This is a genomic window from Ureibacillus sp. FSL K6-0165 (genome assembly GCF_038004285.1).
Classification (GTDB): domain Bacteria; phylum Bacillota; class Bacilli; order Bacillales_A; family Planococcaceae; genus Ureibacillus; species Ureibacillus thermosphaericus.
The window spans coordinates 2,293,570-2,319,397 of sequence record NZ_JBBOQS010000001.1 but is presented as its reverse complement, the minus strand read 5'-3'; the positions used below and the strand labels follow the sequence as shown (position 1 = coordinate 2,319,397).

Below are 25,828 nucleotides of genomic sequence, written 5' to 3'. Positions count from 1 at the left end.
TTCTCCCCTAAGATAAGTTATAAAACTCTCCAACAGACAATTCTTTTAATCTTTCCTTCACTCTTCTTTTCCGATAAAGCATGTTGCCAGTTTCTGCGATGTTTTCAATCATACCTTTATTGGCGAAAGCTCCGAATAGTATGCCGGCAATCGGTATCGCTTGGAAGAATTTTTTCCAACCAAATTGATCACGGAACGTATAAAACACTTCTTGCCATCCTTTTAATTGCTGGATTACATCCGTAGAGGATTGTTTATCCATTTCCGACAATTCTTTTAAGATGGCTTCCTTTCCAACAATATCTGCATTTGCAAATTGCAAACATTTCACGATAAATATGCGTTCTATTTTATCATTTGGATCATATCCATAAATTATGGCAATTTCCTGAAGGGTTTTCAAGGAAATTCCCAATATCACAGGAATATCGACGACAAGAGTAAATAATCCGCCTACTCCCGTTGAAGCTCCTTGCACCGTTGCAATTGCTGCGCGTTTTTTCGAAAGCTGCTCGGAAATCTTTTTCATCTCTTCAATCGGCAAATTTCGAATCTCTTCTATCGAGTGGATATTTTTAACAGAGGAATGTTGATTGATTCTTTTAATGATAGCTTGTTCACTGACTAAATATTTTCCGCCTGTTTGAATGTAGCTTCCTAATTCATCCACTAATTCAGCAACTTTTTTTTGAATCCATTTTGGTGTCAATTTATCTAAAATTTTAAAGGGGATTCTACCGATTTTTTCCCAAAAAAATAAATCTTTTTGTTCCTTTTCCCATGCTTCAATCTCTTGTAAATAGGCCAATAATTGCTCCTTTGTTTCCAATATTCATTCTCCTATTCGTTTTAACCATGCATTATTTGTAGCGGTTTCCTACTTTATACGAGTTCCTTTTCGAAAAAGTTTCGACAGAAGGATTATTAAAAAAAACCGAGAATATGTATGTATGTAGAAGAGGAGTGGTAGAAATGTTTAAGATTTTTGTGACGAGTAAAATTAGTGATTCAGCATTAAACATATTAAAATCTGTGGGTGAAGTGGAAGTTTGGGAAAAGGAAGAAACGTTGAATGGGCCAGCGTTACTCGAAAAAATAAAAGATCAAGATGCCGTGCTTTCGATGGTCAACAATTTCATTACAGATGACATTTTACAACAAGCATCAAAGTTAAAAGTTATCGGCAATTGCGGTGTTGGCTATAACAATATCGATATTGCTTCTGCGGAAAAACGTGGCATCGTCGTAACAAACACGCCAGATGTTCTAAATGATGCAACGGCAGACCTTACATGGGCACTGATTCTTGGAATAGCAAGAAGAATTGTTGAAGCCGATCATTTCGTTCGGGAAGGGAAGTTTACCGGCTGGCTTCCGCATTTATTTATCGGCAATATGGTATATGGAAAGAAATTAGGCATCATAGGGATGGGGAGAATTGGGTCAGCTGTATGTCAAAGAGCAAAAGGGTTCAATATGAAGGTTTACTATTATAATCGAAATCCGCTGTCGAAAGAAAAGGAACAAGAATACAATGCACAATATGTCGATTTGGAAACGTTGTTAAAAGAGTGCGATTATATCACAATCCATGCACCATTAAATGAAGAATCTTATCATTTGATTGGGCGAGAAGAATTACATCTCATGAAAAAAGATGCTTATTTAATTAATACATCCCGTGGGCCATTAATTGATGAACAAGCGTTATATGAACATTTAAAAGAAGGAAAAATCGCTGGGGCGGCACTCGATGTGTACGAACATGAACCGAAAATTGTGGAAGGGTTGTTGGCGTTAGATAATGTCATCTTGCTTCCTCATATTGGCAGTGCTACATATGAAACGAGAACAAGAATGGTGGAACTCGCTGCGAACAATATTGCCAATGTGTTATCGGGTAAAGAACCGATTACGCCTGTGACGAAAGGTTTGAAAATATGAGAGTTTTAGTTGCACCGGATTCCTTTAAAGGCTCTCTTTCATCAATTGAATTGTGCCAAACAATTCGCCATGGGATGAACAACGTCATGGATGCAGAAGTAATCGAAGTTCCGATTTCTGATGGAGGAGAAGGTTTTTTAGAAAGCATCTGTTCTGTGCATCCATTCCAAGTGGAGTTGGTAAACGTCAAAGATCCGTTGGGGAGAACGATTCAAGGAAAAATGGCGTTTGACTTACAAAAACGAACGGCGTTTATCGAGATGGCAAAAAGTACAGGGTTAACACATGTATCGGAGGATGAACGAAATCCCTATCAATCATTTAGCTACGGGGTAGGAAATTTTATTTTATATGGTTTAGATAAAGGCTGTCGTACCTTTATTATCGGCCTTGGCGGTAGTGCTACGAATGATGCGGGTGTTGGGATGCTTTTGGAATTGGGCGTGTCGTTCAGAGATGTTCACAATAAACCTGTAGAAATTGAATCATTAACGGATATCCAAAAAATTGCTTCACTTGATTTACAAAAGGTTGATCCGAGGCTATTTGAATGTGAATTTATTTTGGCGACGGATGTAAATAATCCTCTTTGTGGAGAGCAGGGGGCGACTTTCGTATTCGGACCGCAAAAAGGCATTGCCAAAGAGCGTTTAAACGAAATTGATGGAATCCTTGAACATTATGGAAAAGTATTAGAAAAAGAATTTCGTAAGGAGATTGTAAGTCGCGAAGGCGTTGGTGCTGCTGGGGGAATTCCTGCATCCTTTTTGGCACTTTTTAAAACGCAAATTAGACAAGGCATTGACATATTAATAGAATATTTACAATTAGATCAGTTGCTTCCTACGGTGGATTTCGTTATAACAGGGGAGGGGAAGCTAGATCATCAAACCCTTAATGGAAAAGTAATCAAAGGAATTTGTGAACTTGCCAATCAGCATCATATCCCGGTTGTGGCGGTTTGCGGAAATATTGAATTATCGAGAAATGAAATAAGAGAATTAGGATTATCCGCGGCTTTCTCAATATGTAAAGGACCGAGTTCGATAGAAGAATCAATGAAAGATGCAAAACAACTTGTGTTGGAACTAGTCGAGAATATCGCAGAGTTGCTGAGAATTTAAGTGTAACTGCACTGCTACTCTATCAAAGATTCATAGCAGTGCTCCTCCTATAAACAAAAAAAGCCACGAGACGCAGCTTTTTTCATGACTTATTTAGAAAAGCAGAATGAAGTTAAGTATCCTAAATAAAGAACAAGACCAATGGCAATAGTAATTGAGGCCATTCCTTATCCCTCCTTAATAGAAAACAATGGTCAATTCCCTAGTAATTTTACTATGAAAACTTAAATAAGGAAACCTTTTTCATAGAAAATCGTAAATAATGATAGTAGATTTGTATAGAAAGCTGGTGAGGTCCTTGAAAAAGTGGTGGCAAAAAGCACTCGTATTTACCGTTGCCTTATTAACATTAGGGTTCATTACGCCTGATCATTCCATTTGGGATGTATTAGAAAATGGACAAGACTCGAATCGAACGCCAAGTTCCGATTATAAAAATGTTGAAGAAGCAAATGAAAGTATTGAAGAATCTTATATAGAAGAAAGTAACGAGTCGATTGAATCAATTGATCCAATTGATTCAATTATTCAACTTGCACGTGAACAATCATACATAAAATTTGGTTCAAAAATTACGCCGGTGATTGAAGATGAATTCGAACAACAGATTTTCCCAAATATAGAAAGAATTATTTCTACTACCTTATCAAATTTGGATGATGAATCAAAACGTTATTTAACAATTTCTGAAAAACCGGGCGGAAATTATTCTGAAAAAATATTTCATATTACGGATGGTATAAGCGGAAAAGACTTACTTCGATTCCATGTTCGTACGGAAAAGCGTCCTCAAGAAGGATATTATTACAACTTCCATTATCATACTCACGAGGATCATTTTGCATCCCATCATACGATTGGGGATATTTACTATTCTAAAAATACTCCACCTAAATGGCTTTCTTAATATCCAATACCACCTAAAAATGGGTGGTATTTTTTTATTTTCAAAAATTGGGGATATATTGTCAAATATATCTTTTTTTCATTTTATATCCAATTTCTTAAAAAATAGGCTAAACAATACTACTATTATACCGATATACTTTTATGTCAAGGAGGTCTTTAGTAGTGTTGTTGAGCAACTTGATTATTAGGATAAATGGCGCTGTTGATGCATTAGATTATGGTACAGCTCGTAGATACATAGAGGAAAACTTTGATACTGTTTATGAAAATAGACATTTGCTTAACAGTAATGCTCGGGAAATTCTTTTATTTGTTCAGCAGAAATTTGAATCGGTGGAACAAACGTTAACAAAAGAAGAATTACATGCTATTACTGTCATTAATACTTATGCAAGTCGATTCGATATTAGCGGATTAAAGATATTTTTAAGAGAAAAAGAACAATTATTATTAAGGGAAAATACACTAAAAAATTTGAATAGCGATGCAAAAATATTGTTATCAAGTATGGGAATGATAAAATGAAATAGTTCCAATGAGGACATTTGGTAAAAGACAAATGGAGAAGCTGATTCGAGTTCATTGAATCAGCTTTTCGTTTTTTTATTGTTAATTTGTAAAGCAAAGGGTTGTTAAGTATATTGTATATAAAATAAGTCCGATACCAATTAAAAAATCTGCATCCATTATAATCCCTCCGATTGAAGATATGTTTAGAAAGTAATTATATGCAACATTTTACAAATCCATTCATTTTTCATTTGAAACCAATCTCTTTTCTTTTATGATATGATAAGAAAAGTTCTTTTTTCGATGACGCAATATTATTTCATAAATTGCTGTAAGTTTGGAAAAATGATTACGAACTAGAATTTTCATAGACGGGAGTGTATTGATATGCGCCATCCTGAGTATGCGTATTTAGATTTATTGCAACATATCTTAGATACGGGAGTGAAAAAAGAAGATCGAACAGGGACAGGAACAATCAGCATTTTTGGTTATCAAATGCGCTTTGATTTAAGCAAAGGTTTTCCATTATTAACTACGAAGCGCGTACCTTTTAAACTGATTGCTAGCGAATTGTTATGGTTTATTAAAGGTGATACAAATATTCGGTATTTACTCGAGCATAATAACCACATTTGGGATGAATGGGCGTTTAAAAAGTGGGTTGAATCAAGTGAGTATAATGGACCGGATATGACCGACTTCGGATTACGTGCAGCAAAGGATGAAGAGTTTGCAAAAGTGTTAGATGAGCAAATGAAAATCTTCCATGAAAAAGTACTAACGGATGATGAATTTTCAAAAAAATATGGTGAGTTAGGTCCGGTATATGGAAAACAATGGAGAAGTTGGCCTAGTGACAACGGTGAAACGATTGACCAATTAAAAAATGTGATTGAGCAAATTAAGCGAAATCCAAATTCCCGCCGATTAATTGTCTCTGCATGGAATCCAGCAGAAGTGGATGAAATGGCGCTACCACCTTGCCATACGTTATTCCAATTTTATGTGGCAGAAGGGAAATTATCATGTCAACTATATCAACGTAGTGCAGACGTGTTTTTAGGTGTGCCGTTTAATATTGCTTCTTATGCATTGTTGACGTATTTAATCGCTCATGAATGCGGACTTGAAGTAGGAGAGTTTATTCATAGCTTTGGCGATACACATATTTATTTAAATCATATAGAACAAGTGAAGGAACAGCTTTCTAGAGAACCGAAAGCCCTCCCGACGCTAAAAATTAATCCTGAGAAAAAATCGGTATTTGATATCGAGTTGGATGACTTGTCGATTGAAGGGTATGACCCACATCCAACCATCAAAGCGCCTGTAGCAGTTTAAGAGTAATAATGTATTTGATTTGATAAAAGCCACAAAAGAATGGAAAACTTCCATTACTTTGTGGCTTTGTTTGCTACAATTAAATATAAGAGAGAGAATTTGAAGGAAATGAGTTACGATCAAGTGTTATACACGATTTAAAGAAAAATCAAAAGGATTGTAATGAAGGTATAAAAAATGAATTGATAACATTAAGGATAATAAGGACTACAGTTAGATTACACAATTATGGATTTTTGATGGAGTAAATAGCTAGACAGTAGATATAAGAGAGAAGAATATTCTTTGTAAAATTAGAATATGATTCTATATTTTATTTACATTCAATGAAAAAATTTTTGAAATTGGGGTTGCATTATTTATATTAATTTGTTACATTATAAATCCAGTCGTTAATCCGACTAAAAAATATCAATAAATGATTTACATGATGAGTTGTAACATAATAATGATAGTTTCCCTTATCTGAATGAATAGCTATTAAAAATATAGTTGATAACAAAAGGGAACTGTGTTATAATATAAAAGTTGTCAAAAAATGACGAAATGAACCTTGAAAACTGAACAACAAAACGTTAATGCAATAAATTATCTAGTTGTTAACCCTCGTTAACAAACTAGATTCGGACATTAAATTTTGAGCAAATCAAATTTTCTTTTATGGAGAGTTTGATCCTGGCTCAGGACGAACGCTGGCGGCGTGCCTAATACATGCAAGTCGAGCGAACCAATTGAAAGCCTAGCTTTCATGAGGTTAGCGGCGGACGGGTGAGTAACACGTGGGTAACCTGCCCTATAGACTGGGATAACTCGCGGAAACGCGTGCTAATACCGGATAACACATCAAAGTGCATGCTTTGATGTTGAAAGATGGTTCTGCTATCACTATAGGATGGGCCCGCGGCGCATTAGCTTGTTGGTGGGGTAACGGCCTACCAAGGCGACGATGCGTAGCCGACCTGAGAGGGTGATCGGCCACACTGGGACTGAGACACGGCCCAGACTCCTACGGGAGGCAGCAGTAGGGAATCTTCCACAATGGGCGAAAGCCTGATGGAGCAACGCCGCGTGAGCGAAGAAGGTCTTCGGATCGTAAAGCTCTGTTGTAAGGGAAGAACAAGTGCAGTAGTAACTGGCTGCACCTTGACGGTACCTTACTAGAAAGCCACGGCTAACTACGTGCCAGCAGCCGCGGTAATACGTAGGTGGCAAGCGTTGTCCGGAATTATTGGGCGTAAAGCGCGCGCAGGCGGTCTCTTAAGTCTGATGTGAAAGCCCCCGGCTTAACCGGGGAGGGTCATTGGAAACTGGGAGACTTGAGTGCAGGAGAGGGAAGCGGAATTCCATGTGTAGCGGTGAAATGCGTAGAGATATGGAGGAACACCAGTGGCGAAGGCGGCTTCCTGGCCTGTAACTGACGCTGAGGCGCGAAAGCGTGGGGAGCAAACAGGATTAGATACCCTGGTAGTCCACGCCGTAAACGATGAGTGCTAAGTGTTAGGGGGTTTCCACCCCTTAGTGCTGCAGCTAACGCATTAAGCACTCCGCCTGGGGAGTACGGTCGCAAGACTGAAACTCAAAGGAATTGACGGGGGCCCGCACAAGCGGTGGAGCATGTGGTTTAATTCGAAGCAACGCGAAGAACCTTACCAGGTCTTGACATCCCGCTGACCGCTATGGAGACATAGCCTTCCCTTCGGGGACAGCGGTGACAGGTGGTGCATGGTTGTCGTCAGCTCGTGTCGTGAGATGTTGGGTTAAGTCCCGCAACGAGCGCAACCCTTGTCCTTAGTTGCCATCATTCAGTTGGGCACTCTAAGGAGACTGCCGTACAAATACGGAGGAAGGTGGGGATGACGTCAAATCATCATGCCCCTTATGACCTGGGCTACACACGTGCTACAATGGACGGTACAAACGGTCGCGAAGTCGCGAGACGGAGCCAATCCGAAAAAACCGTTCTCAGTTCGGATTGCAGGCTGCAACTCGCCTGCATGAAGCCGGAATCGCTAGTAATCGCGGATCAGCATGCCGCGGTGAATACGTTCCCGGGCCTTGTACACACCGCCCGTCACACCACGAGAGTCTGTAACACCCGAAGTCGGTGAGGTAACCCTTTCGGGAGCCAGCCGCCGAAGGTGGGACAGATGATTGGGGTGAAGTCGTAACAAGGTAGCCGTATCGGAAGGTGCGGCTGGATCACCTCCTTTCTAAGGATATTTACGGAAGCATTAGCGTTTTGTGTTCAGTTTTGAAGGTTTATGACCTTCAAAGTTATAGTGTTGTTCTTTGAAAACTGGATAAACGACATTGAAAGCAAGATATTTACTGTAAAGCGTAAACAACTAGGCTAACACGACGTAAATGCGACGTGGATTAAAAGCCGTAAGGGTTGCGAGACGCAAGCAAGACAAGGAAATGAGCGAGTGAGAACCGGAGTGTACTATATGCGTACATGAGGATTCGAACGAGCGAAATTGACGAAGTATTGCGCAGCGTATCGAAAACCGAAAAGGTTAAGTTGTTAAGGGCGCACGGTGGATGCCTTGGCACTAGGAGCCGATGAAGGACGGGACTAACACCGATATGCTTCGGGGAGCTGTAAGTAAGCTTTGATCCGGAGATTTCCGAATGGGGGAACCCACTGTTCGTAATGGAACAGTATCTTAACGTGAATCCATAGCGTTAAGAAGGCACACCCAGGGAACTGAAACATCTAAGTACCTGGAGGAGAAGAAAGAAAAATCGATTCCCTGAGTAGCGGCGAGCGAAACGGGAACAGCCCAAACCAAGAGGCTTGCCTCTTGGGGTTGTAGGACACTCTATACGGAGTTACAAAAGGATGGGTTAGACGAACCGTTCTGGAAAGGACGGCCAGAGAAGGTAAAAGCCCTGTAGTCGAAAATCCATCCTCTCCTGAGTGGATCCTGAGTACGGCGGAACACGTGAAATTCCGTCGGAATCCGGGAGGACCATCTCCCAAGGCTAAATACTCCCTAGTGACCGATAGTGAACCAGTACCGTGAGGGAAAGGTGAAAAGCACCCCGGGAGGGGAGTGAAAGAGAACCTGAAACCGTGTGCCTACAAGTAGTCAGAGCCCGTTAACGGGTGATGGCGTGCCTTTTGTAGAATGAACCGGCGAGTTACGATTACGTGCAAGGTTAAGCAGAAAATGCGGAGCCGCAGCGAAAGCGAGTCTGAATAGGGCGTTTTGAGTACGTGGTCGTAGACCCGAAACCAGGTGATCTACCCATGTCCAGGGTGAAGGTGAGGTAACACTCACTGGAGGCCCGAACCCACGCACGTTGAAAAGTGCGGGGATGAGGTGTGGGTAGCGGAGAAATTCCAATCGAACTTGGAGATAGCTGGTTCTCTCCGAAATAGCTTTAGGGCTAGCCTCGTGTGAAGAATACTGGAGGTAGAGCACTGTTTGGACTAGGGGCCCACCTCGGGTTACCGAATTCAGACAAACTCCGAATGCCAGCTATTTATACACGGGAGTCAGACTACGAGTGATAAGATCCGTGGTCAAAAGGGAAACAGCCCAGACCACCAGCTAAGGTCCCAAAGTAATCGTTAAGTGGAAAAGGATGTGGCGTTGCTTAGACAACCAGGATGTTGGCTTAGAAGCAGCCATCATTTAAAGAGTGCGTAATAGCTCACTGGTCGAGTGACGCTGCGCCGAAAATGTAACGGGGCTAAACGATTCACCGAAGCTGTGGATTCGTGCGTTGCACGAGTGGTAGGAGAGCGTTCTAAGTGCGTCGAAGTCAGACCGGAAGGACTGGTGGAGCGCTTAGAAGTGAGAATGCCGGTATGAGTAGCGAAAGATGGGTGAGAATCCCATCCACCGAATGACTAAGGTTTCCTGAGGAAGGCTCGTCCGCTCAGGGTTAGTCGGGACCTAAGTCGAGGCCGAAAGGCGTAGACGATGGACAACAGGTTGATATTCCTGTACCACCTCCCCGCCGTTTGAGTGATGGGGGGACGCAGGAGGATAGGGAATGCACGCCGTTGGTCGAGCGTGTCCAAGCAGCAAGGCGTGGAAGTAGGCAAATCCGCTTCCTAATACGCTGAGCTGTGATGGGGAGCGCGTTACGCGCGAAGTTCCTGATTTCACACTGCCAAGAAAAGCCTCTAGCGAGGCGGGAGGTGCCCGTACCGCAAACCGACACAGGTAGTCGAGGAGAGAATCCTAAGGTGAGCGAGAGAACTCTCGTTAAGGAACTCGGCAAAATGACCCCGTAACTTCGGGAGAAGGGGTGCTCATTGGGGTGCAAGCCCTGATGAGCCGCAGTGAATAGGCCCAGGCGACTGTTTAGCAAAAACACAGGTCTCTGCAAAACCGTAAGGTGAAGTATAGGGGCTGACGCCTGCCCGGTGCTGGAAGGTTAAGAGGAGGAGTTAGCGCAAGCGAAGCTCCGAATTGAAGCCCCAGTAAACGGCGGCCGTAACTATAACGGTCCTAAGGTAGCGAAATTCCTTGTCGGGTAAGTTCCGACCCGCACGAAAGGCGTAACGATCTGGGCACTGTCTCAACGAGAGACTCGGTGAAATTATAGTACCTGTGAAGATGCAGGTTACCCGCGACAGGACGGAAAGACCCCGTGGAGCTTTACTGTAACCTGATATTGAATTTCGGTGCAACTTGTACAGGATAGGTAGGAGCCGTAGAAGGGGGAGCGCCAGCTTCCCTGGAGGCGCCCTTGGGATACTACCCTGGTTGTACTGAAATTCTAACCCGCAAGCCTGATCGGCTTGGGAGACAGTGTCAGGTGGACAGTTTGACTGGGGCGGTCGCCTCCTAAAAGGTAACGGAGGCGCCCAAAGGTTCCCTCAGAATGGTTGGAAATCATTCGCAGAGTGTAAAGGCATAAGGGAGCTTGACTGCGAGACCTACAAGTCGAGCAGGGTCGAAAGACGGGCTTAGTGATCCGGTGGTTCCGCATGGAAGGGCCATCGCTCAACGGATAAAAGCTACCCCGGGGATAACAGGCTTATCTCCCCCAAGAGTCCACATCGACGGGGAGGTTTGGCACCTCGATGTCGGCTCATCGCATCCTGGGGCTGTAGTCGGTCCCAAGGGTTGGGCTGTTCGCCCATTAAAGCGGTACGCGAGCTGGGTTCAGAACGTCGTGAGACAGTTCGGTCCCTATCCGTCGTGGGCGTAGGAAATTTGAGAGGAGCTGTCCTTAGTACGAGAGGACCGGGATGGACACACCGCTGGTGTACCAGTTGTCTTGCCAAAGGCACCGCTGGGTAGCTATGTGTGGACGGGATAAGTGCTGAAAGCATCTAAGCATGAAGCCCCCCTCAAGATGAGATTTCCCATTGCATAAGCAAGTAAGATCCCTCAAAGACGATGAGGTAGATAGGTCCGAGGTGGAAGCACGGTGACGTGTGGAGCTGACGGATACTAATCGATCGAGGACTTAACCAATCATTTCAATGTCGTTATCCAGTTTTGAGAGAACAACCTCTCATATAGTGAAGTGACGATGGCGAAGAGGTCACACCCGTTCCCATACCGAACACGGAAGTTAAGCTCTTCAGCGCCGATGGTAGTAAGGGGCTTCCCCTTGTGAGAGTAGGACGTCGCTTCGCAAAAAGGCACCACAATAGTGGTGCTTTTTTATTGCAGAAATTGAAGCCCCTTACTACCAAGGACTGAAAGTCCGAACGGCGCGATACAGAAACCACATGCTAAACAAAAGTAAAATAAATATTTGAAGGAGACGAGAAGCACGGGGACCAAGAAGTTCAAGGAAGCGAGGCAGCCCGGAGCGGAGCGTACTATGTACGTGAGCACCGGACTGCCGAAGCTGACACAGAAATTCGCTGGTCAACGTGCTTCGGAGTTAGCGCCGATGGTAGTTAAGGGGTCCCCTTGTGAGAGATAGACGAGCGCTTCGCAAAAAGGCACCACAATAGTGGTGCTTTTTTATTGCAGAAATTGAAGCCCCTTACTACCAAGGACTGAAAGTCCGAACGGCGCGATAGAGAAGTGGCATTTAAAACGAAAGCAAAACAATTATTTGGAGGAGACGAGAAGCACGGGGACCAAGAAGTTCAAGGAAGCGAGGCAGCTCGGAGCGGAGCGTACTATGTACGTGAGCATCGGACCGCTAAAGCTGACGCAGAGATTCGCCGGTCAACGTGCTTCGGAGTCAGCACCGATGGTAGTTGAGGGGTCTTAGGGTGTTGAGAAAAAATATCGCTTGAGACAGTTAATACTTAAAATTTAATATGCATGAAACAATAAAAAACTAAGTTATAATGGAATATATTAGTTATTAATAAAATCTTTTATTGGTATCCGATTGAAAATTTTTAGTTTATCCACAGTGATAAATAATTTAGAATAATAAGGTGATTAACATGAAAAAAACACTTTATCCTGCAATTTTTGCGGCTATTACTGTGTTTTTAGTTAATGTGAACATTGTATATATTAATAATGATTTATCATTAAAAATCAAAATAATAGTAAATATGTTAGCAGCAACAATCGGAGCAATTTTAGGTGCAGTTGTTGTAAAAAGAGAAACAAGAATAGATAAATCAAAATGAATCCTTTCCATGAAACCTTTTGTATAATTAATTTGAACATTATGCAAAAATGACTAGTATGTATGAAGAAATTTTACTGAAAATCATGGAATCAAGGTAAAAATAAAATGAAATTTAAAATAGGAGAGAGAACATGATTTCACTAATTGTAGCACATGACAATAATCGAGTAATTGGATATAAAAATCAAATGCCTTGGCATTTACCTGGGGACTTAAAATATTTTAAAGAAAAAACAATGGGAAAACCAATTATTATGGGGAGAAAAACATTTGAATCTATCGGACGGCCTTTGCCTGGGAGAAGAAATATTGTGATAACTAGAAACAAAGAATATACTCATGAAGGGATTGAAGTGGTTTCAAGTTTCGATGAAGCATTGAAACTTGCGGGTGATGCTCAGGAGATCATGGTTATCGGCGGAGAACAAATCTTTAAACTTGCATTGCCGATTGCAGATCGATTGTATATTACACTTATTAATCATGAATTTAAAGGTGATACATACTTTCCGGCATACGGTGAAGAATGGAAAATCGTTTCATCAAGTGAAGTTTTTAAAGCCGATGAAGGATATACGTTTCAATATTTAGTTTATGAAAAAAAATAACCAGATGATTAAAGGAGCGTCTAAGAATTTGGCGCTCTTTTTGTAATTATGAAATTGTCAATTATCAAAATGGAACTTCAAAAAATCTACTTCTGAATAATATTTAATAATAGTATCTGTTAGTTTTCTAATATACTTTTCGTTTTACGATGTACTTTAACAAGTACATACTCTTTCCTCCACATTTGAGTAATAGCAATGAAACGTTCTCAACTTTTTGAACATAATGTTTTCATCTGCTTATTTCATTCCCTCATTTTCAGGTGTAGTAATATACCAAATAGAAACACCTACAACTTCAATTTTTCCCATTTTTCTATTGCTCCTTTTGGAGTGATATTGTCGATTGAAAAGAGTGGATAAGAAATTTATTGAACAAAATGATTGAAAGAAATATAATAAAAACAATTGAAAACAATCTTAATTTTTTCAAAATTTTCTCCTTCGTGTTTTAATTTTCTTCTTTAGGGTATTAAGGAATTTGATTCATCCATGACGGTGATGGTATGATTTTCACTATTTCATCATACATCATCATTAGTTTTGGAATGGAAACGTTTTTCAGAATATTAATATAATAATTTATTTTTCTAATAAAAATTTAGTATAAAACTATTCTATTACACATATTTTTAAAATATAGATATATTTAGTTGCTAAAAAGATAAAGGAGGACTCACAACATGTCAAAAGTTTTTACATCTTTTGATGAAGCCATCCAAGACTTGAAAGATGGGGATACCATTATCGTTGGTGGATTTGGATTATGTGGCATCCCTGAAAAAGCGATTGAAGCCATTTTAAGAAAGGGAACAAAAAATTTAACGGTTGTCAGCAATAACTGTGGAGTAGATGATTGGGGACTTGGATTGCTGCTTGCTAATAAGCAAATCTCTAAAATCATCGCTTCCTATGTAGGGGAAAATAAAACCTTTGAACAACAATTTTTAAATGGGGAAATTGAAGTTGAATTAACACCTCAAGGTACACTAGCAGAAAGAATTCGTGCTGGAGGTGCCGGTATTCCAGCATTCTATACAGCAACAGGAGTTGGGACACCTATTGCAGAAGGAAAGCCAACAAAAGTATTTGATGGAAAAACGTATATCGAAGAAAGAGCAATCGTGGGTGATTTTGCATTTGTAAAAGCATGGAAAGGCGATAAATTAGGAAACTTAGTTTACCGGAAAACAGCAAGAAACTTTAATCCTTTAGCTGCAATGGCTGGAAAAATTACGATTGCAGAGGTAGAAGAACTGGTTGAAGTAGGGGAATTAGATCCTGATCAAATTCATACGCCTAGCGTCTACGTTCAACGTATTTTAGTTGGCGACCACTACGAAAAACGGATTGAAAGAAAGACAACGCGAAAAAAAGAGGAGGTTTATTAAGATGACTCTCACAACTAGAGAGAAAATTGTGAAACGCGCTGTGAAAGAAATAAAAGATGGCATGAATGTTAATCTTGGTATCGGTATGCCGACGCTTGTCGCCAATGAAATTCCAAGCGATTATCAAGTTTTATTACAATCTGAAAATGGTTTACTTGGTATTGGTCCATATCCGACAGAGGATGAAGTGGATCCGGATTTAATAAATGCAGGTAAAGAAACGGTAACTGCTGTAAAAGGCGCAGCATTTTTTGATAGTGCTGAATCCTTTGCCATGATTCGCGGTGGACATATTGATTTAGCGATTTTAGGTGGAATGGAAGTGTCTGAAAAGGGTGATTTGGCTAACTGGATGATTCCAGGAAAAATGGTAAAAGGAATGGGCGGTGCGATGGATTTAGTGCAAGGGGCGAAACGCGTCGTTGTAATCATGGAGCACTTGTCCAAAAAAGGAGAGCCAAAAGTACGAAAAGAATGTACTTTGCCGCTTACAGGTCAAGGTGTAGTGGACCGTTTAATTACGGAATTAGCTGTATTTGATTTCACGGAAGAAGGAATGGTTTTAATAGAAAAATCAAAGGACATTTCCTTGGAAGAATTAAAGAGCAAAACAGAAGCTGAATATAGCATTTCACCAAATCTTATAGAGTGGTAAAAAATTTTTTGTTGAAATTTATATGTTTTATGTCATAAAATTCTAAGAAAATAAATATATTTCTATTAGCGCTTGGTTCAAACGTGAAACCGAAAGGCGGAAAAAAATGAAAAAATCAGTTAAAGAACGAATTTTAGAAACTTCATTGCACTTATTTCAGGAACATGGTTATCACGGAGTCACGGTAGATAAAATCGTCTTAGAAGCGGGAACATCGAAAGGCGGATTTTATCACAATTATAAGTCAAAAGATGAGTTGCTATATGAAATCCATGATGTATTTATTTCCTATGTGATAGAAAAAGCGGAACTTTCCTACACGGAGAATAAAACGCCGATTTCTAGATTATCCGCCATACTGAATTCATTCATTAAAGTTTTTGACATGTATAAACCGTACATTACAGTTTTTTACGAAGAAAGCGCTTATCTAAATCATGAATTTAAACAAGTTATCAATGAAAAACGAGATCGCTATCGAAAGTTGCTTGAAAAGGTGATTGTTGAAGGCCAAGAAAGTGGAGATTTTCGAAATGAATTGCCAGCCAATATTGTAACAATGGCGATAATCGGCATGATCAATTGGACTTACAAATGGTTTAAGCAAGATGGACCAATGACTATGGAAGAAATTACAGCCATTTTCAAAGATTTAATCCTCCGCTCAATTGTCACAGAGCAAGGATTGGTTGAAGCTAAACAATTAAATCAATTAATAGAATAACCATAGGTCAAAAACAAACCGACTAGTCGGTTTTAAAAATAGGGGGAAATGTTCATGAATTTCGAATTAACAAAAGAACAATTAATGATTCAAGAAATGGTAAGAGATTTTGCAGAAAAAGAAATTAAACCGTATGCAAGAGAACATGATGAAAATTCCACATTCCCAATTGAAACATTTAAGAAAATGGGTGAACTTGGACTACTAGGTATTCCGTTCCCGGAAGAATACGGCGGTTCAGGAGGAGACACGATTTCTTACGCGATTGCGGTTGAAGAAATCGGAAAAGCTTGTGGCGGTACAGGACTAAGTTACGCTGCTGCCATCAGTTTGGGTGCATCTCCTATTTATTATTTCGGAACAGAAGAGCAAAAGCAAAAATGGCTTGTTCCAATGGCGAAAGGAGAAACACTTGGTTCCTTTGGTTTAACAGAACCAAATGCTGGATCTGACGCAGGTGGTACTCAAACGAAAGCTGAACTAGTTGGTGATGAATATATCATCAACGGTGAAAAGCAATGGATTACGAATGCTGGATACGCTAGACAAGTAATTGTAACAGCTGTAACAGGTAAAAGAGAAGATGGAAAGAAAATCATCACATCTCTTATTGTTCCTACTGATGCTCCTGGCGTAAAAATTCGTTGCGATTATGACAAAATGGGTGTTCGTGCATCTAACACTTGTGAGATTGTATTAGAAAATGTTCGTGTACCAAAAGAAAACGTGTTAGGTGATCCGAAACGAGGATTTAGCCAATTCTTACAAACATTAGATGGTGGACGAATTTCCATTGCAGCTCTTTCTGTAGGGATTGCTCAAGCCGCTTATGAAAAAGCGTTGAAATATGCAAAAGAAAGATATCAATTTGGCCAACCGATTTCTAAATTCCAAGCCATTCAGTTTAAATTAGCTGACATGGCAATGGAAATAGAATTAGCTCGCAACATGGTATATAAGGCAGCATGGTTGAAAGACAACAATAAACCATTTGGAAAGGAGGCAGCAATGGCAAAACTTTTCGCATCGGAAATGGGCTTTAGAGTATGTAACCAAGCGATTCAAATTCACGGTGGCTATGGTTACATGAAAGAATACGATGTGGAAAGACATTTACGTGACATTAAATTAATGGAAATTGGTGAAGGAACTTCTGAAGTTCAAAGATTAGTAATATCTAGATTAATAGGTTGCTAAAAAAATTTGAAGGAGGAACTGAATGGCTGATCTTGTTTATAAAACTATTGGTCAATTGTTGGAGGAGCAAGCGGAGAAATATCCAAATAAGGAGGCAGTTGTCTATTCAGACCGAGACTTACGATTAACGTATAAAGAATTTGATGCTTGGTCTGATCAAGTAGCGAAAGCACTCATGGCCCTTGGAATTGAAAAGGGTGATCATATCGCCGTTTGGACAACAAACGTACCAGAGTGGGTAGCATTACAATTTGCTACTGGCAAAATGGGTGCTCCGCTCGTAACGGTCAATACAAATTATCGAACTGCAGAACTTGAATATTTATTAAAGCAATCCGATTCCAAAACGCTCATTTTAATTGAGCAATTTAAAGACCATCGCTTCATTGATACAGTTTACGAAATTTGCCCTGAATTAAAAACTTGTAAACCTGGGGAACTGAAATCAAAACGCTTACCGATGTTGAAAAATGTTATCATCATAAGCGAAAACCAATTCGACGGAGTATACAACTGGAGTGACGTCATTAAACTGGCAGATCAAGTGTCGGATGAAGAATTAGAACAAAGAAAAGCTTCTCTTCACTATGATGATGTCATTAATTTACAGTATACTTCCGGAACAACAGGATTCCCGAAAGGTGTTATGTTAACACATTACAATATCGTAAACAATGCCATTAATATTGCAGAAAGTATGAAGCTGACTAATGAAGATCGCCTATGTATTCCAGTTCCGTTCTTCCACTGTTTCGGATGCGTCATTGGAACATTGGCCATTGTAAGCGTTGGCGGTACGATGGTGCCGATTCAAGAATATAATCCAGTGGAAGTTTTAAAAACGGTGGAGAAAGAAAAATGTACTGCCTTACATGGTGTACCAACGATGTTTATTAGTGAATTGAATTTACCTAATTTTGATGAATTTGATTTATCATCACTACGTACAGGTGTAATGGCTGGTTCCAACTGTCCTGAAGAAGTAATGAAAGCTGTTATTCAAAAAATGAATATGAAAGATATTACGATTTGCTATGGACAGACTGAATCTTCACCAGTAATTACACAAACACGCACAGACGATCCATTTGATTTAAAAGTGGGTACAGTAGGGCGAGCTTTACCGAATGTGGAAGTAAAAATCATTGATCCAACTACTGGTAAAGAAGTGCCGCCTAATACGCAAGGTGAACTTTGTACGCGTGGCTATCACGTGATGAAAGGTTACTATAATAATCCAGATGCCACAAAAGAAGCCATTGATGAAGATAACTGGCTTCACACAGGGGACCTTGCTACAATGGATGAAAACGGCTATGTGCGAATTACAGGCCGTTTGAAAGATATGATTATTCGCGGTGGAGAAAATATTTATCCTCGTGAAATTGAAGAGTTTTTATATAAAAATCCAAAAATTTATGACGTACAAATCGTTGGTGTGCCAGATGAAAAGTATGGAGAAGAAGTGGCTGCATTTATCATCTTAAAGCAAGGTGAAACAGCAACGGAAGATGAAATTCGCGAGTTTTGCAATGGAAAAATTTCTAAACATAAAATTCCTAGATATATCTTCTTCGTAGACCAATATCCAATGACAGCATCAGGAAAAATTCAAAAATATAAGTTGAGAGAACAATTTACTGCAAAACTTGTACACTAGTAGGAAGGAGAAGTATGCCGATGTTTAAGAAAATATTAATTGCAAACCGCGGAGAAATTGCTAGAAGAATTATTCGTACCTGCAAAAAATTGAATATTCGTACAGTAGCGGTCTATTCGGAGGCAGATCGTGAATCCCTATTCGTTCGAGAAGCCGACGAAGCGTATGAAATTGGTAAACCCCCTGTTTCTTTAAGTTATTTAAATATTGAAAAAATAATAGAAGTTGCTAAAAATGCAAATGTCGATGCGATTCATCCTGGTTATGGCTTACTTTCTGAAAATCCGAATTTTGCAAAACGATGTGAAGAAGAAGGCATTGTTTTTATCGGACCGAAACATGACGTAATCGCTGCAATGGGAAGTAAGTTAGAAGCAAGGATTAAAATGAAAGAAGCAGGGGTACCAATTATCGAAGGGGTAGACGTTGCTATTGAAAACGTAGAAGAAGCAGTCAAAATAGCAGATCAAATTGGCTATCCGTTAATGTTAAAAGCTTCTAGCGGCGGCGGTGGCATCGGCATGCAACGAATTAATAATAGCGATGAACTTTCAAAAGCCTTTGAAGGCAATAAAAAGCGAGCACAGTCTTATTTTGGTGACGGCACGATGTATATTGAAAAATACATTGAAAATCCTCACCACGTAGAAGTGCAAATTATCGCCGATGTACATGGAAATGTAGTACCGCTTTTTGAACGAGAATGTTCAATCCAACGTCGAAATCAAAAAGTGATTGAGGAAGCACCATCTCCAACAATTTCAGATGCAACGCGAGAAAAAATGTTAGAAGCAGCTGTTCAGGCAGCGAAGTATATTGGCTATACTAATGCTGGAACTTTTGAGTTTTTAGTAGATGACAAAGAAAATTTCTATTTCTTAGAAATGAATACTCGATTGCAAGTGGAACATCCTGTAACGGAAGAAATTACGGGAATTGACCTTGTAGAACAACAAATTCGGGTTGCAGAAGGGTTGCCGTTGGAGATTTCGAAAGATTCAATCAAGATGAAAGGACATGCGATTGAAGCGCGAATTTATGCCGAAGATCCAGTAACGTTTTATCCTTCACCGGGGACAATTACTTTACTGGAATTGCCTGAAGGGGAAGGAATTCGAAACGATTGTGCTGTTGAATCAGGATCAGCGGTTACGCCATTCTATGACCCGATGATTGGCAAATTGATTTGTTTCGGTGAGACGCGCGAAAAAGCATGTGAACGTTTAGTTGAAGCATTGAAACAATACAAACTAGAAGGAATTAAGACAAATATTCCAATGCTTATTAAAATTGCAAGTCACGAAGAATTTAGAAAAGGTAATATTACTACAAGTTTTGTAGATGAATATTATCTACCTGAATTTCAGGTTAAGTAAGTAAATTTAAGCTGTTCAATGATAATAGCTTTTCTTTCCATCATTGAACAGCTATTCAATATTTTTCATTTAGTTAGTAATAATATTTGGAGGGATTATGATGACAGTAGTAAAAGCAAATATGGCAGGAACAGTTTGGAAAATTGTTGTATCTGAAGGGGAACAAGTACAAGAAGGACAAGATGTTGTAATTTTAGAATCAATGAAAATGGAAATTCCGATTGCTTCTGAAGCAGCAGGAGTTGTGAAAAAAATCTTTGTTCAAGAAGGCGATTTTATTAACGTAGATGATGACATTTTAGAAATCGAATAGGGTGAAAAGGATGCATCTTCCAACGAAAGTGACAATTAAAGAAGTTGGTCCAAGAGATGGATTGCAAAATGAATCCAAGTTCATTGAGACACAAGACAAAGTGGATTGGATCAACTTATTAAGTAAAACAGGATTAGACTATATTGAAGTATCCTCCTTCGTTCATCCGAAGTGGATTCCACAATTAGCTGACAGTGAGCAAGTATTAAAGTCAATCAATCGAGAAAAGGGAGTAACGTATGCTGCCTTAGTTCCGAATATTCGCGGGCTTGAGAGGGCTTTAACTTGCAACGTAAATGAAGTCAGTGTGTTTATGTCCGCTAGTGAAGACCATAATAAAAGCAATATTAATAAAACGATTGATGAGACGTTTCCTGTATTAAAAGAAGTTGTGGATGAAGCGTTAAAAGCAAATGTAAAAGTGCGCGGATACGTTTCAACGGTGATTGCTTGTCCTTATGATGGACCTGTTTCACCAGAACAGGTGTTAAAAGTAGTGGACCGATTAGCGGAAATGGGAGTTTATGAAATTTCATTAGGAGATACAATTGGCGTCGGGGTTCCAACGCAAGTGGAAAGTTTACTTTCTACATTATTAAAACACTTCCCATCAAATCTATTTGCCATGCATTTCCATGATACGAGAGGTACGGCTCTCGCAAATGTAGTGAAATCTTTAGAAATGGGTATTACGACATTCGATAGTTCAACTGGTGGGCTTGGTGGATGTCCATATGCAAAAGGAGCATCAGGAAATGTTTCCACTGAGGATTTATTATACATGCTTTCTGCCATGAACATCGAAACTGGCGTTAATCAAGAAGCACTGATCGAATCAGCATTTTTCATTGAAGAAAAAATTGGTAAGAAATTAGTTTCAAAGCAAATGGAAATTGCAAGAAATGAAAGGAGCGCTAACGTTGACAACGCTCGTACAGTTTAACGAAATCGAAAAGGGCATTGGTCTCATTACGTTAAATAGGCCAGAAGCAGCAAACGCGATGTCCATTCAATTATTGACGGACCTCAATGAATGTTTGGATGAGGTTGCTAAAAATCGAGAAATTCGTGTTGTATTAATTACCGGCAGTGGTGATAAAGCCTTTTGCGCTGGGGCAGACTTAAAAGAGCGCAAAAATATGAACGAACAACAAGTTCGTGAAACAGTAAGACTCATTGGCAGTACGGTCAATCGAGTAGAAGCTCTGCCACAACCAGTCATCGCTGTTTTAAACGGCGTTGCTTTCGGCGGCGGATTGGAATTAGCTCTAGCGTGCGATCTTCGCATTGCCAGCAGTGAGGCAAAAATGGGCTTAACGGAAGTTTCCTTAGGCATTATTCCAGGTGCTGGTGGTACGCAGCGTTTACCTCGTTTAATTGGTCTTGGAAAGGCGAAAGAATTAATTTATACAGCAAGAAGAATTACAGCAAGCGAAGCCCTTGAAATCAATCTCATCAACGAAGTCGTTGAAAAAGAAGATTTACTAAAAAGAGCGACAGAACTGGCTAGAGAAATTGCCAAAAATGCACCGTTATCACTTATTCAAGCAAAGATTGCCATTAATAAAGGGATTGAAGTCGATTTAACAACGGGATTAAAAATCGAAGAACTTGCATATAACGAGTTGCTATACACTGAAGACCGTATGGAAGGTTTAGTAGCATTCCAAGAAAAAAGACAACCTCAATATGTAGGAAGATAACTTAATTTACGCTTTCAGAGCCAAAGGAGGATTCATTCATGGGTGATACGGTAACAAAAAAATCCCACGCAGATTTAATAGAAGAAATTAAAAAAGGTGGACATGAGAAATACCATCAAAAAAATAAAGAGCAAGGGAAATTATTTGTACGCGATCGACTTAAATTGCTTTTTGATGAGGATGTATTAATTGAAGATGGCATATTTGCAAACGTAATGGCGGGAGATTTGCCGGCAGATGGAGTTGTAACTGGGATAGGCAAAATCCATGGACAAACAGTTTGTTTTATGGCCAATGATTCAACGGTAAAAGCAGGATCATGGGGTAAAAGAACAGTTGAAAAAATCTTGCGCATTCAAGAAACTGCTGAGAAACTAGCTTGTCCAATCATTTATTTAGTTGACTCTGCAGGAGCTCGTATTACTGACCAAGTGGAAATGTTCCCAGGAAGAAGAGGAGCGGGGCGCATTTTTTATAACCAAGTAAAGCTATCGGGTAAAGTACCTCAAGTATGTTTATTATTTGGTCCATCTGCAGCAGGTGGCGCCTACATTCCGGCATTCTGTGATGTGGTCATCATGGTGGATGGTAATGCATCCATGTATTTAGGTTCTCCTCGAATGGCTGAAATGGTAATTGGTGAGAAAGTAGATTTAGAAACAATGGGCGGAGCAAAAATGCATTGCTCTGTATCTGGTTGTGGAGACGTTCTTGCAAAGACGGAAGAAGAAGCGATTGAATACGCAAGAAAATATTTAAGCTACTTCCCAAATAATTATCGCGAAAAACCTCCAGTACAAGCACCAAAATTGCCAGCTCAATTCGAAAAAACAATTGAGGAGATCATTCCAAAAAATCAAAACGTACCTTTCAATATGTATGATTTAATTGATCGAATCATTGATGAAGGTTCGTTCTGTGAAGTGAAAAAGCTGTTTGCAGCAGAACTCATTACTGGTTTTGCGCGGATTGATGGACAAGCGGTTGGAATTGTAGCGAACCAACCGAGAGTCAAAGGCGGAGTATTATTCCACGATTCTGCTGATAAAGCGGCTAAATTCATCAACCTATGTGATGCTTTCCATATTCCATTAATCTTCTTGGCGGACGTACCAGGATTTATGATTGGTACTCAAGTGGAAAGACAAGGAATCATTCGCCATGGAGCAAAAATGATTTTTGCGATGAGTGAAGCGACAGTTCCAAAAATTACAATCATTGTGAGAAAAGCATACGGTGCTGGATTATATGCAATGGCAGGTCCTGCTTTTGAACCTGATTGTGTGATTGCATTAACAACAGCGCAAATTGCAGTTATGGGACCTGAAGCGGCAGTGAATGCGGTTTATGCGAATAAGATAGCTCAACTGCCAAAAGAAGAACAACAAGCATTTATTGAAGAAAAACGAAATGAATATCGTGAAGAAATCGATATTTATAAGTTAGCTTCAGAATTAATCGTGGACGATGTCATCGAGCCAAATGAATTGCGTCAAGTATTGACTGCAAGACTTCATGCTTATTCTTCAAAATATCTCGTATTCTCAGAGCGTAAACATGGAGTAAGTCCAGTATGATAATGGAAAAAAGTGCGACTATTTCGCACTTTTTTCTTTTTGATGAATGGCCATTATTTTATTCGAGTTGACTATTTCCATTTAAGTTTGGGTGTATATGCTTAATGCACTTTCTTTAAGTTGAATGGCAATTAAAAGGATTCATTTGGCCAATATTCAATTTGAATTGACTATTATCGGAGCGGCTGTGACTATTATCCGCTTCATAACCATCTCATTTTTATTGGTTGGCTATTAAATGAATCTATTTGGCTAATATCTGATTTAAAATGACTATTATCGAGGCGACTTTGACTATTATCCGTTTCATAACCATCTCATTTTTAATGGTTGGCTATTAAATAGATTTATTTGGCTAATATCTGATTTAAAATGACTATTATCGAGACGACTTTGACTATTATCATAGCGGATTTGGTTAATATCCGCTTCATTGCAGTCTCATTTTAGTTAATTTGCTATTAGATGAATTCATTTGGCCAATATCTGATTTAAAATGACTATTATCGGAGCGGCTTTAACTATTATCCCCCTCATCATCTTTTTGTTACAAATAAACCGCCACACAAACCACCATACACGTACATCCTGCGATGACAAATAAATGCCAAATTGCGTGATTATAAGGAAGTTTTCTCCAAGCATAAAAAATGGAACCTATTGTGAAAAACAATCCTCCGGCAAGAAGTACAATAAAACCTTCTAACTGTAAAAATGCATAGAGCGGTTTAATAGCAAACATAATAAGCCATCCCATTGCCAAATATAATATTAAAGAAAAAGTTTCAAATTGGTGAATAAACAAGCATTTAAACACAATTCCAAACAAGGCAATGGACCAAATAATACATAATAGTACAAGTCCAAGTGTCCCGTTTACAGCAATCAACAAAAACGGAGTATACGTTCCTGCAATTAATACATAGATCGAGGAATGATCGAGAATGGAGAAAAACTTTTTATATTTTTCCGGCATGCTATGTAATAAAGTGGACATACAAAATAACACAATTAACGATGCACCAAAGACGGAGTAGGAAATAATTTGTACGACGCTTTCATTATGCACAGCCAATAATATTAACAAAACACAAGCAGGAATACTTAAAAGTAATCCAATTCCGTGAGTGATGGCATTCCAAAATTCTTCTTTCCAATTTTTGTAATCAATTTGATGGATATTGTTCATCTTATCACTCTCCTAATAATGAATAGGTTACATGAATACATTTCAATACAACACTATCATTTGTCACATATTTCAAATACCCATGAAAGTTATGACAGTTGTCATCTTTACAACCGGGATCATCACTTTATATAATAATTCAAATTAGCTAGAGGAAGTGTGCAAGTGGGAAAGATTCATATTGTGACGGATTCATCAAGTGATATTTCAAAAGAAGAGGCGTTAGAAAAAGATATCCATATTGTTCCTCTGACGGTGCACATTGATGGAAAAACATACGTTGATGGGGTGGAGATTCATCCTGAACCATTTTTAGACATGATGGATCAAGCAAAGGAATTACCGAAAAGTTCACAGCCAGCGCCAGGCCAATTTGCAGAGATTTATGAAAAATTAGGAAAAGATGGCGATGAAATCATTTCAATACACGTTGCTGGCAATTTAAGCGGCACATTAAGCTCAGCTCAACAAGGAGCACAAATCGCCAATGCAAAGGTAACCATATTTGATTCACAATTCATCGCCTCTGCATTAGCAATCCAAGTGCGGGAAGCGGTGCGGATGAGAGAAGTTGGAGCTTCTGTCCATGACATCATCGAAAGGTTGAAAGAAGTTCGCGTTAATACTAAAATGTATATTTATTTAGATACGCTAACGAATCTTGTCAAAGGTGGCCGAATAGGGAAGGGAAAAGCACTATTAGGCTCATTATTGAACATTAAACCTATTGCTATATTAGAACAAGGTGAGTATCTACCTGTTGCCAAAGTAAGAAGTTATAGTCAAGTGGTAAAATATATGTTTAAAGAGTATATAAAACATACTACAGGGAAACAGGTCAAATCGATCTGCATCTCTCATGCAGGTGGGATGGAAAATGTAGGAGCACCGTTAAAAGAACTGATTGAACAATCGGGCTTTTGCGATATTGAAGTAACGGTTACTTCCCCAATCGTTAGTACTCACGCCGGTCGAGGAGCCATTGCATTAGTGTTTTTTGCAGAATAACTAAATATTGGAATCGAAGTGTC

Annotated in this window: 20 protein-coding genes and 3 rRNA genes; 21 read left to right on the top strand and 2 right to left on the bottom strand. The window is 39.5% G+C overall.

The genetic code is table 11. From position 1 onward, the window contains the following. Nucleotides 1–7: 7 nt before the first annotated feature. A complete protein-coding gene (locus NST00_RS11530; RefSeq protein WP_016839117.1) occupies nucleotides 8–829 on the bottom strand; it encodes an EcsC family protein in 822 nt (273 codons plus the stop codon). Nucleotides 830–972: 143 nt separating this feature from the next. Here NST00_RS11530 and NST00_RS11525 point away from each other — a divergent pair, with 143 nt between their 5' ends. The 20 genes from NST00_RS11525 to NST00_RS11430 all read left to right on the top strand — a co-directional run bounded on the left by NST00_RS11525 (nucleotide 973) and on the right by NST00_RS11430 (nucleotide 23,608). After that, entirely contained in the window at nucleotides 973–1,944 is a 972-nt protein-coding gene (locus NST00_RS11525; protein WP_340709977.1) for a 2-hydroxyacid dehydrogenase, read from the top strand. After that, nucleotides 1,941–3,068 carry a glycerate kinase gene (locus tag NST00_RS11520; RefSeq protein ID WP_340709976.1) on the top strand — a complete coding sequence of 376 codons (1,128 nt, stop codon included), beginning with the start codon at nucleotides 1,941–1,943 and terminating at the stop codon, nucleotides 3,066–3,068. The genes NST00_RS11525 and NST00_RS11520 overlap by 4 nt, the downstream gene beginning before the upstream one ends. 298 nt (nucleotides 3,069–3,366) lie before the next feature. Continuing rightward, on the top strand, nucleotides 3,367–3,975 hold the full coding sequence (locus NST00_RS11515) for a YpjP family protein (protein WP_339288627.1): 609 nt from the start codon (nucleotides 3,367–3,369) through the stop codon (nucleotides 3,973–3,975). Nucleotides 3,976–4,139: 164 nt separating this feature from the next. Then, nucleotides 4,140–4,502 carry a hypothetical protein gene (locus NST00_RS11510; protein WP_016839113.1) on the top strand — a complete coding sequence of 121 codons (363 nt, stop codon included), beginning with the start codon at nucleotides 4,140–4,142 and terminating at the stop codon, nucleotides 4,500–4,502. A gap of 372 nt (nucleotides 4,503–4,874) precedes the next feature. After that, entirely contained in the window at nucleotides 4,875–5,831 is a 957-nt protein-coding gene (locus NST00_RS11505; protein WP_016839112.1) for a thymidylate synthase, read from the top strand. A gap of 657 nt (nucleotides 5,832–6,488) precedes the next feature. After that, nucleotides 6,489–8,041 (top strand): 16S ribosomal RNA (locus NST00_RS11500). Between the two features lie 304 nt (nucleotides 8,042–8,345). Continuing rightward, nucleotides 8,346–11,272, top strand: a 23S ribosomal RNA gene (locus NST00_RS11495). A 48-nt stretch (nucleotides 11,273–11,320) separates the two neighbouring features. After that, nucleotides 11,321–11,436: ribosomal RNA gene (gene rrf, locus NST00_RS11490) — 5S ribosomal RNA — on the top strand. Together the 16S, 23S and 5S rRNA genes form the textbook arrangement of a ribosomal RNA operon. 774 nt (nucleotides 11,437–12,210) lie before the next feature. Next, on the top strand, nucleotides 12,211–12,402 hold the full coding sequence (locus NST00_RS11485; RefSeq protein ID WP_168412700.1) for a hypothetical protein: 192 nt from the start codon (nucleotides 12,211–12,213) through the stop codon (nucleotides 12,400–12,402). 133 nt (nucleotides 12,403–12,535) lie between these two features. Continuing rightward, complete coding sequence (gene folA, locus NST00_RS11480; RefSeq protein ID WP_016839334.1) at nucleotides 12,536–13,012, top strand: type 3 dihydrofolate reductase; 477 nt, start codon at nucleotides 12,536–12,538, stop codon at nucleotides 13,010–13,012. Between the two features lie 683 nt (nucleotides 13,013–13,695). Then, nucleotides 13,696–14,403 carry a CoA transferase subunit A gene (locus NST00_RS11475; protein WP_016839336.1) on the top strand — a complete coding sequence of 236 codons (708 nt, stop codon included), beginning with the start codon at nucleotides 13,696–13,698 and terminating at the stop codon, nucleotides 14,401–14,403. Nucleotide 14,404: 1 nt separating this feature from the next. Then, nucleotides 14,405–15,058, top strand: coding sequence for a CoA transferase subunit B (locus NST00_RS11470; protein WP_016839337.1), 654 nt, complete (start codon nucleotides 14,405–14,407; stop codon nucleotides 15,056–15,058). Nucleotides 15,059–15,164: 106 nt separating this feature from the next. Further along, nucleotides 15,165–15,782 (top strand): TetR/AcrR family transcriptional regulator, encoded by a 618-nt coding sequence (locus NST00_RS11465; RefSeq protein ID WP_096550922.1) that lies wholly within the window; start codon nucleotides 15,165–15,167, stop codon nucleotides 15,780–15,782. A 54-nt stretch (nucleotides 15,783–15,836) separates the two neighbouring features. Next, nucleotides 15,837–16,979: an acyl-CoA dehydrogenase gene (locus tag NST00_RS11460; protein ID WP_016839339.1), complete on the top strand. Its 1,143-nt coding sequence runs from the start codon at nucleotides 15,837–15,839 to the stop codon at nucleotides 16,977–16,979. A 22-nt stretch (nucleotides 16,980–17,001) separates the two neighbouring features. Beyond that, nucleotides 17,002–18,639, top strand: coding sequence for an AMP-binding protein (locus tag NST00_RS11455; protein ID WP_340709975.1), 1,638 nt, complete (start codon nucleotides 17,002–17,004; stop codon nucleotides 18,637–18,639). A 20-nt stretch (nucleotides 18,640–18,659) separates the two neighbouring features. Next, nucleotides 18,660–20,015: an acetyl-CoA carboxylase biotin carboxylase subunit gene (locus tag NST00_RS11450; protein WP_026019146.1), complete on the top strand. Its 1,356-nt coding sequence runs from the start codon at nucleotides 18,660–18,662 to the stop codon at nucleotides 20,013–20,015. A 100-nt stretch (nucleotides 20,016–20,115) separates the two neighbouring features. Then, nucleotides 20,116–20,328, top strand: a complete 213-nt coding sequence (locus NST00_RS11445) for an acetyl-CoA carboxylase biotin carboxyl carrier protein subunit (protein WP_016839342.1) — start codon at nucleotides 20,116–20,118, stop codon at nucleotides 20,326–20,328. A 10-nt stretch (nucleotides 20,329–20,338) separates the two neighbouring features. Continuing rightward, on the top strand, nucleotides 20,339–21,271 hold the full coding sequence (locus NST00_RS11440) for a hydroxymethylglutaryl-CoA lyase (RefSeq protein WP_340709974.1): 933 nt from the start codon (nucleotides 20,339–20,341) through the stop codon (nucleotides 21,269–21,271). Further along, nucleotides 21,249–22,031 (top strand): enoyl-CoA hydratase, encoded by a 783-nt coding sequence (locus tag NST00_RS11435; RefSeq protein WP_016839344.1) that lies wholly within the window; start codon nucleotides 21,249–21,251, stop codon nucleotides 22,029–22,031. The genes NST00_RS11440 and NST00_RS11435 overlap by 23 nt, the downstream gene beginning before the upstream one ends. A 38-nt stretch (nucleotides 22,032–22,069) precedes the next feature. Beyond that, complete coding sequence (locus tag NST00_RS11430) at nucleotides 22,070–23,608, top strand: acyl-CoA carboxylase subunit beta (RefSeq protein WP_016839345.1); 1,539 nt, start codon at nucleotides 22,070–22,072, stop codon at nucleotides 23,606–23,608. A gap of 547 nt (nucleotides 23,609–24,155) precedes the next feature. Here the strand turns inward: NST00_RS11430 and trhA are convergent. Continuing rightward, nucleotides 24,156–24,797 carry a PAQR family membrane homeostasis protein TrhA gene (gene trhA, locus NST00_RS11425; protein ID WP_016839346.1) on the bottom strand — a complete coding sequence of 214 codons (642 nt, stop codon included), beginning with the start codon at nucleotides 24,795–24,797 and terminating at the stop codon, nucleotides 24,156–24,158. Between the two features lie 165 nt (nucleotides 24,798–24,962). Here trhA and NST00_RS11420 point away from each other — a divergent pair, with 165 nt between their 5' ends. Beyond that, nucleotides 24,963–25,805 carry a DegV family protein gene (locus tag NST00_RS11420; protein WP_016839347.1) on the top strand — a complete coding sequence of 281 codons (843 nt, stop codon included), beginning with the start codon at nucleotides 24,963–24,965 and terminating at the stop codon, nucleotides 25,803–25,805. The last annotated feature ends 23 nt before the right edge of the window (nucleotides 25,806–25,828 follow it).